We start from the raw sequence: 14,872 nt of genomic DNA on the forward strand, positions 1-14,872 counted from the left end.
GTATTTTGCATGCCTTAGCCGGTGCGGTCGATCTTGCGTGCAAGAATGATCGAGGTCGTCGTCCGCTCCACGCCTTCGAGCGCTCCGATCTCGTCGAGCATGTCGTTGAGACGGTCGGGCGAATCCGCCCGCAGCCACGCGACGTAATCGAATTCGCCGCTCACCGCGCAAAGCAGTTGGACTTCGGGCATGCGGGCGAGGCGCTTCTGCACATCGCGACCGTACTTCGGCGCGAGCTTGATGCCGACGTACGCCTGAATGCTCGCGTCGAGCACGTCCTGTCCGAGCCGCACGCCGTAGCCCGCGATCACGTTGTTCTTCTCCAGCCGCGCGATGCGGGCAATGACCGTCGTGCGCGCGACGCCGAGCTGCCGCGCGAGATTTGCCACGCTGTCGCGGGCATTGGTCTGCAACAGCGCGACCAGATTGCGGTCGGTGTCATCGAGTTGATCGAGGCGCGGTGGTCTCATACGGTTCCCTTCGCTTGACTTTGCGTGACTTCGTTTTGCATTCGTTATTCGATGCGCATTTTTCCAGAGACGTATCGAATGTAAGCAGTTGTGGCAATGCAGGCGAATTGTCGCTCATTCGTGATACTAATATCGGGCGATGGCGTCATTCTCGCGGTCGAGCCGGCCCGCACCATGAGCAGGGTTAGGCCACGCGGCTCGCCACTTTTCCATTGATCGAAAGGTTTACGAATGAAAAAAACACTCGTCGCACTGGCGGCATCCTGCGCCGTCACGGCGGTCTTTGCACAATCGTCGGCGCCTGTGGCAAGCGCATCCGCTCCTGCCGTGGCCGCGCAACCTGCGTCCGCGGCCGCGCCGGCAGGTTCGAAGCGCGAAGCGCGCGTCGAAGAACGCATCGCCCAATTGCATTCGAGTCTAAAGATCACGTCCGCACAGGAAGCGCAGTGGGCGCCGTTCGCCGACGCCATGCGTCAAAACGCCCGCACGATGGCGGACCTGTATCGCCAACGCATTGCGCAGCGCGAGACCATGTCCGCACTCGACGACATAAAGCAGTATCAGCAGATCACGCAAGCCAACGCGGACGGCACGAAGCGTCTGGTCGACGCATTCGAGCCGCTGTATGCGAGCCTCTCGCCCGAACAGAAGAAGCTCGCCGACACGAGCTTCCGTCAGGAAGGCGAACACCACGGTCGCCGTGAACATGGCCCGCGGCACCCGCGCGCATCCGGTGCAGACGCTGCATCGGCGACGAAGCCTTAAGTACGCGGCGATTGTCGCGCAAGGAGAGGCCCGCATCTCATCGATGCGGGCCTTTTTGCATTTTCCACGCGGCATGCTGCGTGCAGCGTGCCGCGTAATGGATGCAAAATGCTCCAATAGCCGTTAGCATCGCGGTCTTGACCTCGTCTTCATGTCTTCCTTTTTCCCATGCTCGAACTCGCCCCACCCGACCTTTTCAACGATCCCGTCGCGCGCCGCGTCGTCAAGAACGAGGCCGTGGCCGTCGAATTCGCGGCTGCCGCCGGCGAACTGATGAGTCTCGAAGGACCGAACCGCTATGTGGCGGGCGACGCCATAGTGACGGGCGCATCGGGCGAACGCTGGGTCGTGTCGCGCGAACGTTTCGACGCGAAGTACACGCCCGAAGGCGGCATCGTGCATGGCGAGCCGGGCACGTATCGCAACCGGCCGAGCGTCGTGCTCGCCAAGCAGATGCAGGAACCGTTCAGGATCGCGCGCTCCGCTGCGGGCGACGTGCTGACAGGCGAGCCCGGCGACTGGGTAATGCAGTATGCACCGGGCGATTATGGCGTGGTGAAGGCGGCGCGATTCGCGAAGGTGTATCGCGCGGTCTGAGGTTCTCTACGTTTGACGCGAGTCACATCTCTTGCGCCTCGCAATACTAATAAGGACACCTGAATACACTTTCAGTTTCGATAGCGCCTCAGAGCGCGCGATGCAATGGCCTCTAAGCGCCCGCCTTCAGACGCCCAGCAACTGCTCGCGTACTGAGCGCCGCAAGGCCTTGCGTTTCGACCATCCGAGCGGTGCGAGCGCCTCTACCGCATGAAGGCGCCTAGAACGCCTTCAACGCGCAGCCCTAAGCACTCAAGCACTCAAGCACTCAAGCAAAGTCCTCCCCCATTTCGATCTCGACCTCGCGCGGGACGGCCTCCCCGTTCGCATAACGCTCTTCGAGCGAGCCGAGCGTCGCCTCGACATAGGCCCGCAGCACCGCGTAGCTGCGCGCCTGCAAACGCGGCGGCAGCGCGCGGTATCGCGCGAGCGCGCCCGGATCGAAGCGCACATCGATGGTAATGCGCCGCGCCGTCGAGCCGAAGCGCATCGCGATGTAGTGAATCATCAGCGAAGTGCGGCCGCTGTCGTCGATGCGTTCGGCGAACTGCGTCTGCTCGGGGAAGAGATCGCTGATCACGTGTGCGAGCATGTCGATATCCGCGCTCGCGCAGTCGTATTGGTAATCGTCCATTCGGTTTCGGTCGTTCAGGGTTGGCGGGCGGCGGGAGTCGATGAATTGTCGGCTTCGGCGGCGCGGCGATAGTAGCGCACGAGCGCCAGCGCGACGATGACGCCCAGCACGAGATACACCGCATCCGCCGCGACGAGCGGAATCATGCGCGCCTGAAACAGCGCAGCGGGCAGTCCGACAAGCGCATGAGCGGCGATCAGCACGCCGAGCGCACCACGCGAGCGCTCGCGCAGCAGTTGCCACATGAGCGCCGAGAAGCCAAGTTGGAAGACGAATGCACTCACGCGCTCGACCAGAAAGATGCCCGCCGACACCGGCGACAAGCTCATCAGGATCATGTGAATGCGCGCGAGGGCGTCGAGCGGCGCGCTTTCGAAATGCGCGTCGAGCGTGCCGTTATTCGCGAGGATTGCATACAAGATCCACTGCGCCTGCACCAGCGCGCCGACGATCCAGGCTTCCGCCCCGCCATGACCGATGCCGTAGCCGAGCGCCGGGCCGTGTCGTTCGAGCGCACCGGGCTCGCGCCGGATCAGCCATTTCATGCCGGCGAAGCGCCCCGCTTCCTCGCATACGCCCGCCGCGAGGGCGCCGTACACGACGAACACGACAGGATTCGACAGCCAATGCGACGTCACCGCATTGCCGAGCGCGAAGCCGTGCAGCGCGCGCTCGATGACCATCGCAAAGAGCGCGAAGACCGCGATGCCGAGAATCGGCTCGCGCGGCACCAGCCTAAAGCGCGTGCGCAGCTTGCGGTACAACACGACGGGCATGGCCGCGACGACGAGCGTCACGAATACGAGGCCCGCCAGCGTCGGGATGCTGACCATTCAGGTGCCTTCAGAGTCCGTGAGTCGCCGGCTGTTGTGTGACGCCGGCCGAGCGTTGCGTCGAGGACCGCACGATGAGTTCGCCCGGCAGCAGGCACTCGCGCGCCGGCATCAACGCACCGCCGAGCCGCTCGTGCAGAAACTCGACCGCGCGCCGGCCGATGTCGTAGGTGGGCTGGCGAACCGCCGTCATGCCCGCGAGTTCCGCCCATTCCGAATCGTCGATGGCGAGCAGCGCGACGCTCGCCTGCCAGTCCGGGCCGTGCCGCTCCTTCAAGTGCACGGCGACGCGCAGCGCAACCGGCCCGTTTGCCGCGAAAAGCGCCACGCGCTTGCCGGCCGAGCGCGCGGCATCGACACGCCGGTCCATTTCGGCGAGCGCGGATGCGGCATCCGAGAGATCGAGCACGAGCGTCGAACCGCTTGCGCCGAGCGCCGCGACGGCCTCGCGGAACGCGGCTTCGCGCAAGCGTCGGGAACTCACGTGCGTCACCGGCTGCACGATGAAGAGCAACTCGTCGAAGCCTTCATCGACGAGATGACGCGTGGCGAGCGCGACGGCGGCAGGATTGTCGAGCCCGACCATATCGGTGACGATGCCTTCGACCGTGCGGTCCACGAGCACGACCGGAATGCCGCCTTGCGTGAAGCCCTGCAGCAGTTCTTCCTTCACGCCGAGCGCGTTGACGATCACGCCTTCCACGCGGTAAGTGGTGAGCAGTTGCAGATAACGCCGCTCCATGTCGACCTCGTTCGCGGCATGGCAGATGAGCGGCATGTAGCCGAGCGCATGGCAGGCGGCCTCGACGCCTTGCACCACTTCGACCGAATAGGGATTCGTGAGGTCGGCGAGCAACATGCCGATCAACCGGTTGCGCCCGCGTTTCAGGCCGCGCGCCATCTGGTTCGGCCGATAGTCGAGCTTCGCGATGGCCGCTTCGATGCGCTCGCGTAATTCGAGCGACAGCACGCCCGTCTCGCCGTTCAGATAACGCGAAATGCTGGTCTTGCCGGTGCCGGCCTCGCGTGCGACGTCGGTGATCGTCGCGCGTCGGGCGGCGAAAGTCAGCGGGCGAAGAGTCTGCTTGTTGGGATCGTCGGACATGATGTGTCGTGAGGACTGGCTCGTGCTCGTCGAGCGCCGATGCACGTTGCATACAAAATGCGAGGCGGTGCAAGCGTGCCGCCCAAGCGCATGTTATCGCATGCGACGCGCCGATCCCATCGCGGTTAGCGCATGCGCACTTCGCGATTGACGATGTTTTCTGTGAGCGTGCCGTCGAGCGCGCCGATCAGATTCTCGGCGGCATTGCGGTTCATTGCATGCCGCGTTTCGTGCGTGGCCGAGCCGATGTGCGGCAGCGCGACGACGTTCTTCATCGAAAGGAGCGGCGAATCGGCTGGCAGCGGCTCCTGCTGGAACACATCGAGGCCGGCGGCGCGGATCGTGCCGTTTTTCAGCGCTTCGATGAGCGCGGTTTCATCGACGGTCGGCCCGCGTGACGCGTTGATGAGGATCGCGTTCGGCTTCATCTTCTTCAGTTCATTGGCGCCGATGAGACCGCGCGTTTCGGGCGTGAGCGGCACTTGCAGACACACGAAATCGGACTGCGCGAGCAGTTCGTCGAGCGGCACGCGCTTCGCGCCGTATTGTTGCTCGGCTTGCTCGTTGGGCTGCCTGTTCGTATAGAGCACGTTCATGCGAAAGCCGAGCGCGGCACGCCGCGCGACTGCCCCGCCGATGCGGCCAAGTCCCACGATACCAAGCGTCTTGCCCTGCACGTCGACGCCGAAACATGCTTCGCCGATGCTTCCTTTCCAGTTGCCTTCCTTCACCCATTCGGCGAGTTCGACGACGCGGCGCGCGCTTGCAAGGATTAACGCGAAGACCGTATCGGCGGTGGATTCGGTCAGCACGTCGGGCGTGTGCGTCAGGACGATGCCGCGACGCGTCAGGTCGTCGACGTCGAAGTTGTCGAAGCCTACCGATACGGTCGATAACGCCTTCAGGCGCGTGGCGCCTTCGAGCATGTCGGGCGTGATCTTCACGCTTGCGCCGATGGCGCCGTCGGCGTCCTTGAGCGCCGCTACGAACGCGGCGTGGTCCTTCGGATCGACATTGATGACTTCCGCGTGCGTGCGAAGGTACGCTTCCACGTCGGGCGGTAAGGGCTTGTAGGCTACGATCTTTTTCTGAGTCATGGTCGGCAATGGGTTCAAGTCGCCCTTGAGCGGGCCGTCAGCATTCATTCTTCGTGGAACTTGTACTCGCGTCGGTGTATCTGCGTTGCTGCCTCATAAAGCGATTCAACGTCAACATACCGACAAAGCAAGTCCCACCAAACCGCATACGTCAAGACCGCAAAACCCGCGAAGCCGGAACGGCGGCTTGAGGCTTGACAGCCAACGTGAACCAAACGGAAAGCAAGAGCGCAACGCTCATGAACACGTACGAGGCCGCTGGCGACCCGGTCGCGCCGTTCAGATATCCGACCACGTAGGAACCCACGAACGAGCCCAGCGCCCCCATGCTATTGATAAGCGCCATCGCTCCGCCTGCGACGTTCTTCGGCAGCAACTCGGGCACGATCGCAAAGAAAGGCCCGTACGGCGCATACATGGCGGCACCGGCAATCACGAGCAAGGTGTACGACGCCCAAAAATTAGTTGTCCCAAGCAGATACGAACCCGCGAACGCCACCGCGCCGATCAGCAGGAAGGGCCACACGAACGCCTTGCGTGCCTGGAGCTTGTCGGAGGCCCACGAGGCGAGCAGCATCGCAATGGTGGCCGCGAGATAAGGCACAGCCGAAAGCCATCCCGTCTCGACCATACCGAGCGTGGAGCCGCTCTTCAGAATCGACGGAAGCCACAGCACGAAGCCATACACGCCGATGCTCCAGCAGAAATACTGCGCGCACAACTTCATGACCGCGGGCGATTTGAAGGCCTCGCGATAGTTCTTAACCGGCTTGATCGCGGCCTGCTCCGCGCGCAGCGTCGCATCGAGATCGCGCTTCTCTTGATCCGAAAGCCAGCTCACCTGCGCGGGCTTGTCCTTGACGATGAACCACCAGATCACCGCCCACGCGATCGCCGGAAGACCTTCGGCGACGAACATGTGACGCCAGCCGAACGAATTCACGAGATAACCGGACACGACCGACATCCACAGCACCGTCACCGGATTGCCGAGAATGAGGAACGTATTGGCGCGCGATCGCTCGGACTTCGTGAACCAGTTCGCGATGAAGACGAGCATCGCGGGCATCACTGCGGCTTCGACGATGCCGAGCACGAAGCGAATGGCCATCAACGACGGAATGTTGCTGACCATGCCCGTCGCCGCCGCGCATCCGCCCCAGAGCACGAGGCTCCAGAACACGAGCTTCTTGACGCTGCGGCGTTCTGCGTAGATCGCGCCCGGAATCTGAAAGAAGAAATAGCCGAGAAAGAACAGCGCGCCGATCAGCGACGACAGTCCCTTGCTGATTCCGAGATCCTGATTGATGCCGGCGGCCGAGGCGAAGCCGTAGTTCGCGCGGTCGAGATACGCGAGGCTGTACGTGATGAAGACGATCGGCATGATCGCCCACCAGCGGCGCACGGCGAGCGTGGGGGTCGAGGATGTGTGCATGTTGTCTCCGAACGCTGAGTGTCGGGTGTTTAGGGCTCGCTCGTGATCGAGTTCGCCTCGATGTCGTCTGGCGATGTCAGACGATGATCGCGGCTCGGGCCGTCTTGTCGTTTTTGTCGTTTTTGCCGCTCTGGTCCTGCGATTCGAGCGCATCTAGCGCCTCGCGCGTCGGCAGGCCTTCGCTGTCGCCGATCACTTGAATCGCCAATGCGCCAATGCGATTGCCGCGTGCGATTGCATCGCGCACGCTGCGCCCTTCGAGCAGCGCGCTCACGACGCCGACTGCGAAGCCATCGCCGGCGCCGACGGTATCGACCACGTTCGTGACCGGCACGCCGGCAACGACGCCTGAGTCGCCATCGGCGGTGCGGAAGTATGCGCCCTCTGCGCCGAGCTTGACGACCACGCCTTTCGCGCCGCGGTCGAGATAGAACGCCGCGATGTCCTCCGGCGCCGCATAACCGGTAAGCACGAGGCCCTCGCTCACGCCGGGCAGAACCCAGTCGGCGAGCGCGGCGAGCGCGTTCAACGATTCGGCCATGGCTTCCCGCGACGGCCATAACGTCGGGCGCAGGTTCGGATCGAAGGAGATCGACTTGCCTGCGGCGCGCATTTCACGGGCCATGTGGAACGCGAGTTCGCGCGAGCTTGCGGAGATCGCCGGCGCGACGCCTGTGAGGTGCAGGTGACGCGCGCCGACCACGTAATCCGCGACATAGTCGTCGACCGAAAGATGGCTTGCCGCCGAGCCCTTGCGAAAATACTCGACTGCCGGATCGCTGCCGTCGTCGCATTTGCCCTTCAGCTGAAACCCTGTCGGATAGCGCTCGTCGATGCTCACGCAGCGCGCGTCGATGCCTTCCTCCGCGAGCACGTCGAGGACGTAGCGGCCGAACGAATCGCGGCCGACGCGGCTCATCCAGCCGACTTTGAAGCCGAGCCGCGACAAGCCGATGGCGACGTTCAGATCCGCCCCGGCGACGCGCTTCGTGAAGTGGCCGACCGACGCGAGATCACCCGTTTCTGCGGCGACGAACATCGTCATCGCTTCGCCGTAGGTGACGACGTCCAGAGCTTCGTGCTCAACCTGCATGTTCGATCCTTGTCTTGTGCGTACAGAATTCAAATCAGAACGCCGCGATGCGCGCCACCTGAGTCGCCGCGTCGGCTTCGTCGCGGAACGGAAATTCAATGCCGCGTGGCGCATCGGACGGCAAATGCGAGAGGATTGCGGCGAACTGCGCGTCGTCGTGGGCCGGCGCGACGGCGAAGCGCCGGGCGCCCTCGCCTTGCGTCGCCTTGCAGTGTATATAGCCGACATGCCGGCCAAGCCGCTTGGCGGCGTCGAGCGGATTGACATCGGCCCAGCGCCAGTTGCCGGTATCGAACGTCATTGCAAGACCACTGTCGGCCGGCAGCGCGGCGAATAGCATTTCGAATGCATTCGGCAAACCGCCGGCACGCAATTGACCGTTCTCGACCAGCACCCGAGCCGAAGAGCCGTCGATGGCGCGCGTGAGCGCCTCCAGCGTCGCCGAATCCGTCGCCACGCCGCGCTCGTCGCCGCCTAATTGCAGCTTGACGATGCGCGCACCCAACGCCCGCGCTTCATCGATTGCGAGCGCAAGCGCTTCGTGGTCGAGCGAGCCGTCGGCAGTAAACAGGGTCGCAGGCGTCGAATGCACGGCCCATAAGCCAGCTGCCCTGATGCGCTCGCCGAGCCGCGCGAGTGCGTCCAGGCTGGCGTCGGCGCACAGTTCGCGACGAACTTCGAAACCGTCTGCGCCCGAGAGCGACGCTTTCTCCGCCCACGCGGCATGGCCATCGCGACGGATCGCATCGACGCCGAACGCGCTCGCGACAATCACAACTTCAGTTTTCGCGCTGCTGCTCGACTGTCTCATGGAACCGGTTCCAATCCCTTTTGCAAAAAAGACGCCGAAGCGCCTGACTGAGTCCGGATACTGCGCCCTGAGCACCCGCTCGCGCCATAGTGGAATTCCCTAGCCGAGGGCGGCGCGGTCTTCGCAGATCTCGACAAAACGCGCGGCGGCGCGCGACGGCGCGGCTGCATGCGGCAACAGAATCGAGAAACGGCGCATGAGCGGCTCGGGCGCGATATGCAGACGCCGCAGCGCATTGTCCTCGTGACGGATGGACATCGCGGAAACGAAGCCGATGCCCATGCCCGCCCGCACCGCTTCTTTCACGCCCTCCACGCCTGCGATCTCTAGTGCCACACGCATGTCGACGCCACGTTCGCCGAACGCCCGCTCCACGATCTGGCGCACGCCCGAACCGCGCTCGCGCAACACCAGCGGATGCTCGCCGATGCCCTCCAGCGTCGCGCCGGCGCGGCCGTCGGCGAGCGCATGCCCGGCGCGCACGATCGCCACGATTTCGTCGTCGAGCCACGGCGTCACGCCCGCCGTTGGCGGCAAGCCGAGGCCGGTGGGTCCCTCGATGATCGCGACATCGAGCGAGCCGAGCGCCGCGACGATTTCCGCCGTGTTCCCGTCGATGGTCGTGACGACGACCTCCGGGTAGCGCTTGCGGAACGCTGCGATCAGGTATGGCAGCAGATAACTGGCGGGCGTCGTGCTCGCGCCGATGCGCAACGTCCCGCTTTCCAACCCGCGCATGGCGTCGCGCAGCGCATGCGCCTGCTGGAACGCCTCCCGCAAGCGCGTGGCGTATCCGAGCAGCGCTTCGCCCGCCGGCGTGAGTCGGATGCCGCGGCCGTCGCGCTGGTACAGCGGTTCACCGAATTCTTCATTCAATAAACGGAGCTGGCCCGAAACGGCGGGCTGCGAAAGATGGAGCGCGACCGCCGCCCGGCTTATATTGGCGTGCTCCGCTACGGTGGCGAAGGTTATCAACTGGTCGGGGGTCACGGCGCGGAAGTATCCGTAAAATGGATATTTGGCATTCTAAATCACGATTTCTCATATGCATATATCCGAACTAGGATAGCGGCATTGCTCAACGCCCATTGAAGGACGCCGCATATGTCCACCGTCCCCGCCTCGCTTGCCTCCGGTTCGTCCACCCGTGGTCAGCTCAACGGCATTCTGTTCGTCGCCTTGTTCGCCGCGGCGGTCACGCGGTTGTCCGCGCTGCCTGCCATCGCCGGGCTCGGGATCAGCCCGCTGATCGTCGGCATCGTGGCGGGCGCGCTCTACGGCAATGCGCTCAAGGACGGCATGCCGCAGAGCTGGGCAGCCGGCGTCAACTTTTCGGCGCGCAAGCTCCTGCGCATTGCGGTGGCATTCTTCGGACTGCGCGTGAGTCTCCAGGAGATCGCGCAAGTTGGCCTGCCGGGCTTCGCCGTATCGACGCTCGTCGTCGTGAGCACACTCGTTATCGGTACGTGGGTGGGCATGAAGCTCATGAAGCTCGACCGCGATACGGCGCTCCTCACGGCGGCCGGCAGCGCAATCTGCGGCGCGGCGGCCGTGCTCGCGTTCGAATCGACGCTGCAATCCAAGCCGCACAAGAGCGCGATGGCGGTCGGAAGCGTCGTGCTGTTCGGCACCCTCTCGATGTTCCTTTACCCGATCGCACTGCATGCAGGATGGCTGCATCTCGACACGCTCGGCGCGGGGCTCTTCTTCGGCGGCACGATCCACGAAGTCGCGCAGGTCGTCGGCGCGGCGAGCAACGTGAGCCCGGAGGCGACGCACATCGCCACCATCGTCAAGATGACGCGCGTGATGTTGCTGGTGCCGGTGCTGCTCGTGGTCGGCGTATGGATCAACCGGGCACGCGGCGATGCGACAGCGAGCGTCAACAAAGGAAAAGGCAAGCTCGCGGTGCCGTGGTTCGCGCTCGGATTCCTCGCGCTCGTCGTCGTGAATTCGCTGCATATCCTGCCGGAAAGCGCCACGAGCACGCTCAACACGCTCGACACCTTCGCGCTCACGATGGCGATGACCGCGCTCGGCATGGAAACGCGCATCGCGCAGATTCGGGAAGCCGGCCCGCGGGCGATTGCAACGGGCGCGATTCTCTACGTGTGGCTGGTGGTGGGCGGCCTGGCGATAACGTACGGCGTTGAACGCCTTTTCGGTTGATCCGCTCGTGAGTGTGCAAATGCGGCGTCCAATTCATAGAGACGCGCTTTCGCTTTAGCGCGACGAAGCTCGTACGATTCACCGTAGTACTAACTTTCCTTTGCGATCACAGAATCCTAACCGGCTCATCTCGTAATTCGCGGTTACCAAAACGAAGATCGGCAAAGTCAGCGGCATATGCTTCGGCCACGTTGTATGCGTCGGCGATTGCCTGCAAAGCAGTGCGATTCGCCGTGAACGACAGGAAGAGACTGTCTCTCATCGTGTCGTCTGCTGCTCAACAACGTAACTGGGAAAGACATATGAAACGCTCGATCATCACTGCTGCTGCCCTCGCAATCGCCGCTACGACGGCGATGGCTGCTGGCGGTGCAGTCAATCACGACATCGAAGGCGCGCATCAGCTCGTCGATCAGGGGTACCGCCACATCGAGGCCGCGCAATCGGCCGGTCGCGGTCAGTTCGGCGGTCACGCAGAGAAGGCAAAGCAGTTGTTGAAGCAGGCTCAGGCCGAACTCGATCAAGCTGCGGTCTATTACGCCGAGCACCATCGCTAAGCCGCGCGCTTCGGCTCGGTTGCTTGTCGAGTGACCGGGCCTCGCAGACATTTCTGCTCGCGTGCGCCTCATTTTGCGGCTCGCCCGTTTGTGAAGCTACCACGACGAACGGGCTAGCCGCATTTTATTTGATAGTCCTAACTAGATCAGAAGGACCGCCCGAAGGCAGTCTCTCTGGTCAGGCAAGCCGAAGGGCCTGCTCGAAATCCGCGATCAGATCGTCGGTCTCTTCGATGCCCGCCGACAGCCGGATCATGCCGTCGGAAATGCCCATCGCCTTGCGCGTTTGCGAGCCCGCTTCGAAGAAGATCGTCGGCGCGACAGGAATGATGAGCGTGCGCGTATCGCCCAGACCCGTCGCCTTCACCGGCAGTTGCAGTGCATTGACGACGTCGAGCATTTTGTCGGGATTGCGCAACTCGAACGAAAGCAGCCACGAGCCGCTCTTGAACAAAGACTTCGCGATGCCATGCTGCGGATGGCTCTCCAGCCCCGGATAAAACACGCGCCCGATGGCCTCGTGACCTTCCAGAAAGCGCGCAAGGGCAAGCGCGTTGTCGCTGCACTTCGCGACGCGTAGCGCCAGTGTTTCGGCGCCGAGCGCGATTTGATGCGCCTGCTCGGACGAAAGCGCGGCGCCCATGTCCCGCAGGCCCTTCTTGCGGATCTGCAACAGCCCTTGTTCCTTCGGACCGGCACGGCGGTAATCGTCGGCGATGTTCGGATACTGGCTCCAGTCGAAAAGCCCCGTGTCCGTGACGGCGCCGCCGAGCGCCGCGCCATGACCTGCGATGGTCTTCGTCAGCGAATTGACGACGAGGCTCGCGCCGACGTGCTTCGGCTTGAAAAGCGCGGGCGACGTGATCGTGTTATCGACGACATAAGCCAGCCCGCGCTCGCGGCAGAGTTCGCCGATACCCGCGAGGTCCGGCACCTGCGTGCCCGGATTCGCGATGGTTTCGACGAAGACCATGCGTGTCTTCGGGGTGATGGCCTCGGCGACATGGTCGGTCTTCCCGGCATCGACCGTCGTCACCTCGATACCGAGCGTGCGGAGCGTATTGAAGAGGCTGTTCGTGTTGCCGAACACATAACGGCTCGCGACGAGATGATCGCCCGCGCGCAACAGCGTCAGGAAGACCGCCGTGATCGCAGCCATGCCGGTGCTGAAGCAGATCGAACCGACGCCTTCTTCCAGCATTGTGAGCTTGCGTTCGAGCGCGGCGGTTGTCGGCGTGCCCTGGCGCGCGTAGTTATAGCCGCCCTTCTTCGTGCCCTGGAACACACCGATCAGGTCTTCGACGCGCTCGAACCCGTACTGCACCGATGTATGGATCGGCTGGCGCAGGCCGCCATGTTCGACGCCCGCGTTGCGGTCGCCGTGAACGATGCTCGTGGTGAAGCCTTGCTTGTCCATCCCTTCTCCGCTTGCTTGTCGATGTATCGCTTGCATGCTGCATGCGGCGTTATGTAGACCGCATGCAAAAGGCCATTCTACACCGCAGGTTTTCACGCAATCGCCGCTCCGCGCGGGTATAGGCGTTGCTTCGATCACGCTTCACGCCGCGCGCATCGTGCTTCAATAGCAGCAACGATGCCTCTGCCGCTTGCGGCCGATCGACGAGGAGTTCACGCATGGCTTACGAACTGTATTACTGGGACGGCTTGCAGGGCCGCGGGGAATTCGTGCGGCTCGCGCTGGAAGATGCGGGTGCGGAGTACATCGATGTCGCCCGCGCATCGAAGAAGAGCGGTTATGGCATGGACGCCATGATGAAGCTGCTCAACAGCAAGACAGAGCCGCATATTCCGTTTGCGCCGCCGTTCCTGAAAGACGGCGAACTCATCGTGCCGCAGGTGGCGAACATCCTGCTCTATCTGGGTCCGAAGCTGAACCTTGCGCCGAAAGACGAAGCCTTGCGCTACGTCGCGCATGGATTGCAGCTGACCATCGCGGATCTCGTGGCCGAGGTACACGATACGCATCATCCGCTCGCCACCGATCTGTATTACGAAGACCAGAAAGACGCCGCGAAGATTCGCACGAAGAATTTCATCGAGAAGCGCGTGCCGAAGTTCATCGGCTATTTCGAGCGCGTGCTCAAGCAGAACCCGCACGGCGACACGCAGATGGTCGGCGACACCATCACCTATGTCGACCTTTCGATGTTCCAGATCGTCGAGGGATTGCATTATGCATTCCCTCGCGCGATGAAGACATTCGCCAAGCACTATCCGCGCGTGTCGGCGCTGCATGACGCCGTGCTCGAACGGCCGAACATCGCGGCGTACGTGGATTCCGAGCGGCGCATTCCGTTCAATGAATCGGGCATTTTCCGGCACTACCCCGAACTCGATCAGGACGCGCAGTGAAGCGCGTCCTGGCCTAACCTACCTCAACAAAGGAGCCAGCATGGTCGAAACGATTCCTTCCTTCGGTCTCGGCACGTTTCGCGTCGATGCAGACAAAACCACGCAAGCCGTCAAGAGCGCGCTGCAAATCGGCTATCGCCATATCGACACGGCGCAGTTCTATAACAACGAAGCCGCCGTCGGCCGGGGCGTGCGCGAATCGGGCATCGCGCGCGACGACGTCTGGGTGACGACGAAAGTCTGGTGGGACCGCCTCGCGCACGACAAGCTGATCGCGAGCCTGAAGGACAGCCACGCGAAGCTCGATATCGGCACCATCGACCTGGCGCTCGTCCACTGGCCGTCGCCCGACGGCGCGGTGCCCATCGCCGAAACGCTCGCCGCGATGCAGGAAGCGCAGCAACTCGGCCTGATCCGCCACTACGGCGTGTCGAACTTCACCGCGCCGCTGCTCGAAGAAGCGTTGAATGCGCCGGGCGGGCGCGAGATCGTCACGAACCAGATCGAGGTCAGCCCGTTCCTCGCCAACCGCCCGCTCGTCGAAGCGACGCAGCGGCTCGGCGTGAAAGTCACCGCTTACATGCCGCTCGGCGAAGGCCGCGCCCACAACGACACGACCATCAAGGCGATCGCCGCGAAGCACGGCGCGACGCCTGCGCAGGTGACGTTCGCGTGGCTGCTGTCGCGCGACATCGTGGTGCTCTCGGCATCGACCAATGCGGAGCACCAGCAAGCCAACTGGGACGCGCAAAAGCTCAAGCTCGATGCCGACGACATCGCCAAAATCGACAAGCTCGACGAAGGCAAGCGCAACGCGAATCCGTCGTTCGCGCCGAAGTGGTAGCCAGCCCGCGCACCATCGAGCCCGGTCCGCTGTCGCGCGCCGGGCTTTTTTGCGGGCGCGCGCTCTGCGGGGCCCGCGCGCAATGCTAT

The 14,872-nt window shown here is 63.3% G+C and carries 17 protein-coding genes; 6 read left to right on the forward strand and 11 right to left on the reverse strand.

The window, feature by feature from the left end; all coding sequences use genetic code 11:
- Window positions 1-14: 14 nt before the first annotated feature.
- Window positions 15-470 carry an Lrp/AsnC family transcriptional regulator gene (locus tag LDZ26_RS06785; RefSeq protein ID WP_244846360.1) on the reverse strand — a complete coding sequence of 152 codons (456 nt, stop codon included), beginning with the start codon at window positions 468-470 and terminating at the stop codon, window positions 15-17.
- A gap of 231 nt (window positions 471-701) precedes the next feature.
- Between LDZ26_RS06785 and LDZ26_RS06790 the strand changes: the two genes are divergently transcribed.
- Together LDZ26_RS06790 and LDZ26_RS06795 are read left to right on the forward strand one after the other, a co-directional pair.
- Window positions 702-1,235, forward strand: a complete 534-nt coding sequence (locus LDZ26_RS06790; RefSeq protein ID WP_244846362.1) for a Spy/CpxP family protein refolding chaperone — start codon at window positions 702-704, stop codon at window positions 1,233-1,235.
- 168 nt (window positions 1,236-1,403) lie between these two features.
- Window positions 1,404-1,832, forward strand: coding sequence for a PGDYG domain-containing protein (locus tag LDZ26_RS06795; RefSeq protein ID WP_244846363.1), 429 nt, complete (start codon window positions 1,404-1,406; stop codon window positions 1,830-1,832).
- 268 nt (window positions 1,833-2,100) lie between these two features.
- Here LDZ26_RS06795 and LDZ26_RS06800 read toward each other — a convergent pair whose 3' ends face one another.
- The 8 genes from LDZ26_RS06800 to LDZ26_RS06835 all read right to left on the reverse strand — a co-directional run bounded on the left by LDZ26_RS06800 (window position 2,101) and on the right by LDZ26_RS06835 (window position 9,830).
- A complete protein-coding gene (locus LDZ26_RS06800; RefSeq protein ID WP_244846364.1) occupies window positions 2,101-2,466 on the reverse strand; it encodes a DUF3022 domain-containing protein in 366 nt (121 codons plus the stop codon).
- Window positions 2,467-2,480: 14 nt separating this feature from the next.
- Window positions 2,481-3,299: a YhfC family intramembrane metalloprotease gene (locus tag LDZ26_RS06805; protein ID WP_244846365.1), complete on the reverse strand. Its 819-nt coding sequence runs from the start codon at window positions 3,297-3,299 to the stop codon at window positions 2,481-2,483.
- A 10-nt stretch (window positions 3,300-3,309) separates the two neighbouring features.
- Window positions 3,310-4,404, reverse strand: coding sequence for a LacI family DNA-binding transcriptional regulator (locus tag LDZ26_RS06810; RefSeq protein ID WP_244846367.1), 1,095 nt, complete (start codon window positions 4,402-4,404; stop codon window positions 3,310-3,312).
- A 125-nt stretch (window positions 4,405-4,529) separates the two neighbouring features.
- Window positions 4,530-5,501, reverse strand: coding sequence for a D-glycerate dehydrogenase (locus tag LDZ26_RS06815; protein ID WP_244846369.1), 972 nt, complete (start codon window positions 5,499-5,501; stop codon window positions 4,530-4,532).
- Window positions 5,502-5,652: 151 nt separating this feature from the next.
- Window positions 5,653-6,936, reverse strand: coding sequence for an MFS transporter (locus LDZ26_RS06820; protein ID WP_244846370.1), 1,284 nt, complete (start codon window positions 6,934-6,936; stop codon window positions 5,653-5,655).
- 76 nt (window positions 6,937-7,012) lie between these two features.
- Complete coding sequence (locus tag LDZ26_RS06825) at window positions 7,013-8,029, reverse strand: sugar kinase (protein WP_244846373.1); 1,017 nt, start codon at window positions 8,027-8,029, stop codon at window positions 7,013-7,015.
- 34 nt (window positions 8,030-8,063) lie between these two features.
- Window positions 8,064-8,840, reverse strand: a complete 777-nt coding sequence (locus LDZ26_RS06830) for a sugar phosphate isomerase/epimerase (RefSeq protein ID WP_244846375.1) — start codon at window positions 8,838-8,840, stop codon at window positions 8,064-8,066.
- A gap of 99 nt (window positions 8,841-8,939) precedes the next feature.
- Entirely contained in the window at window positions 8,940-9,830 is an 891-nt protein-coding gene (locus LDZ26_RS06835) for a LysR family transcriptional regulator (protein WP_244846377.1), read from the reverse strand.
- 114 nt (window positions 9,831-9,944) lie between these two features.
- Between LDZ26_RS06835 and LDZ26_RS06840 the strand changes: the two genes are divergently transcribed.
- Window positions 9,945-11,009: a YeiH family protein gene (locus tag LDZ26_RS06840; RefSeq protein ID WP_244846379.1), complete on the forward strand. Its 1,065-nt coding sequence runs from the start codon at window positions 9,945-9,947 to the stop codon at window positions 11,007-11,009.
- Window positions 11,010-11,115: 106 nt separating this feature from the next.
- Here LDZ26_RS06840 and LDZ26_RS06845 read toward each other — a convergent pair whose 3' ends face one another.
- The gene (locus LDZ26_RS06845; protein ID WP_244846382.1) at window positions 11,116-11,271 is read right to left on the reverse strand and encodes a hypothetical protein; all 156 of its coding nucleotides are present in this window, start codon (window positions 11,269-11,271) and stop codon (window positions 11,116-11,118) included.
- Between the two features lie 40 nt (window positions 11,272-11,311).
- Between LDZ26_RS06845 and LDZ26_RS06850 the strand changes: the two genes are divergently transcribed.
- A complete protein-coding gene (locus LDZ26_RS06850; protein ID WP_244846385.1) occupies window positions 11,312-11,566 on the forward strand; it encodes a hypothetical protein in 255 nt (84 codons plus the stop codon).
- Between the two features lie 178 nt (window positions 11,567-11,744).
- Here LDZ26_RS06850 and LDZ26_RS06855 read toward each other — a convergent pair whose 3' ends face one another.
- Complete coding sequence (locus LDZ26_RS06855) at window positions 11,745-12,983, reverse strand: cystathionine gamma-synthase family protein (RefSeq protein WP_244846388.1); 1,239 nt, start codon at window positions 12,981-12,983, stop codon at window positions 11,745-11,747.
- 218 nt (window positions 12,984-13,201) lie between these two features.
- On the opposite strand from LDZ26_RS06855, the gene LDZ26_RS06860 reads away from it, so the two are divergent.
- Together LDZ26_RS06860 and dkgB are read left to right on the forward strand one after the other, a co-directional pair.
- Window positions 13,202-13,939 carry a glutathione S-transferase gene (locus LDZ26_RS06860; RefSeq protein ID WP_244846391.1) on the forward strand — a complete coding sequence of 246 codons (738 nt, stop codon included), beginning with the start codon at window positions 13,202-13,204 and terminating at the stop codon, window positions 13,937-13,939.
- 40 nt (window positions 13,940-13,979) lie between these two features.
- Complete coding sequence (gene dkgB / locus LDZ26_RS06865; protein WP_244846394.1) at window positions 13,980-14,783, forward strand: 2,5-didehydrogluconate reductase DkgB; 804 nt, start codon at window positions 13,980-13,982, stop codon at window positions 14,781-14,783.
- The last annotated feature ends 89 nt before the right edge of the window (window positions 14,784-14,872 follow it).

The sequence above is a fragment of the Caballeronia sp. SL2Y3 genome (assembly GCF_022879575.1).
Classification (GTDB): domain Bacteria; phylum Pseudomonadota; class Gammaproteobacteria; order Burkholderiales; family Burkholderiaceae; genus Caballeronia.

Excerpts from the sequence above, each read along its gene's own strand:
- LDZ26_RS06785 (WP_244846360.1), bottom strand. The coding sequence starts at position 470 with ATGAGACCACCGCGCCTCGATCAACTCGATGACACCGACCGCAATCTG.
- LDZ26_RS06790 (WP_244846362.1), top strand. The coding sequence starts at position 702 with ATGAAAAAAACACTCGTCGCACTGGCGGCATCCTGCGCCGTCACGGCG.
- LDZ26_RS06795 (WP_244846363.1), top strand. The coding sequence starts at position 1,404 with ATGCTCGAACTCGCCCCACCCGACCTTTTCAACGATCCCGTCGCGCGC.
- LDZ26_RS06800 (WP_244846364.1), bottom strand. The coding sequence starts at position 2,466 with ATGGACGATTACCAATACGACTGCGCGAGCGCGGATATCGACATGCTC.
- LDZ26_RS06805 (WP_244846365.1), bottom strand. The coding sequence starts at position 3,299 with ATGGTCAGCATCCCGACGCTGGCGGGCCTCGTATTCGTGACGCTCGTC.
- LDZ26_RS06810 (WP_244846367.1), bottom strand. The coding sequence starts at position 4,404 with ATGTCCGACGATCCCAACAAGCAGACTCTTCGCCCGCTGACTTTCGCC.
- LDZ26_RS06815 (WP_244846369.1), bottom strand. The coding sequence starts at position 5,501 with ATGACTCAGAAAAAGATCGTAGCCTACAAGCCCTTACCGCCCGACGTG.
- LDZ26_RS06820 (WP_244846370.1), bottom strand. The coding sequence starts at position 6,936 with ATGCACACATCCTCGACCCCCACGCTCGCCGTGCGCCGCTGGTGGGCG.
- LDZ26_RS06825 (WP_244846373.1), bottom strand. The coding sequence starts at position 8,029 with ATGCAGGTTGAGCACGAAGCTCTGGACGTCGTCACCTACGGCGAAGCG.
- LDZ26_RS06830 (WP_244846375.1), bottom strand. The coding sequence starts at position 8,840 with ATGAGACAGTCGAGCAGCAGCGCGAAAACTGAAGTTGTGATTGTCGCG.
- LDZ26_RS06840 (WP_244846379.1), top strand. The coding sequence starts at position 9,945 with ATGTCCACCGTCCCCGCCTCGCTTGCCTCCGGTTCGTCCACCCGTGGT.
- LDZ26_RS06845 (WP_244846382.1), bottom strand. The coding sequence starts at position 11,271 with ATGAGAGACAGTCTCTTCCTGTCGTTCACGGCGAATCGCACTGCTTTG.
- LDZ26_RS06850 (WP_244846385.1), top strand. The coding sequence starts at position 11,312 with ATGAAACGCTCGATCATCACTGCTGCTGCCCTCGCAATCGCCGCTACG.
- LDZ26_RS06855 (WP_244846388.1), bottom strand. The coding sequence starts at position 12,983 with ATGGACAAGCAAGGCTTCACCACGAGCATCGTTCACGGCGACCGCAAC.
- LDZ26_RS06860 (WP_244846391.1), top strand. The coding sequence starts at position 13,202 with ATGGCTTACGAACTGTATTACTGGGACGGCTTGCAGGGCCGCGGGGAA.
- dkgB (WP_244846394.1), top strand. The coding sequence starts at position 13,980 with ATGGTCGAAACGATTCCTTCCTTCGGTCTCGGCACGTTTCGCGTCGAT.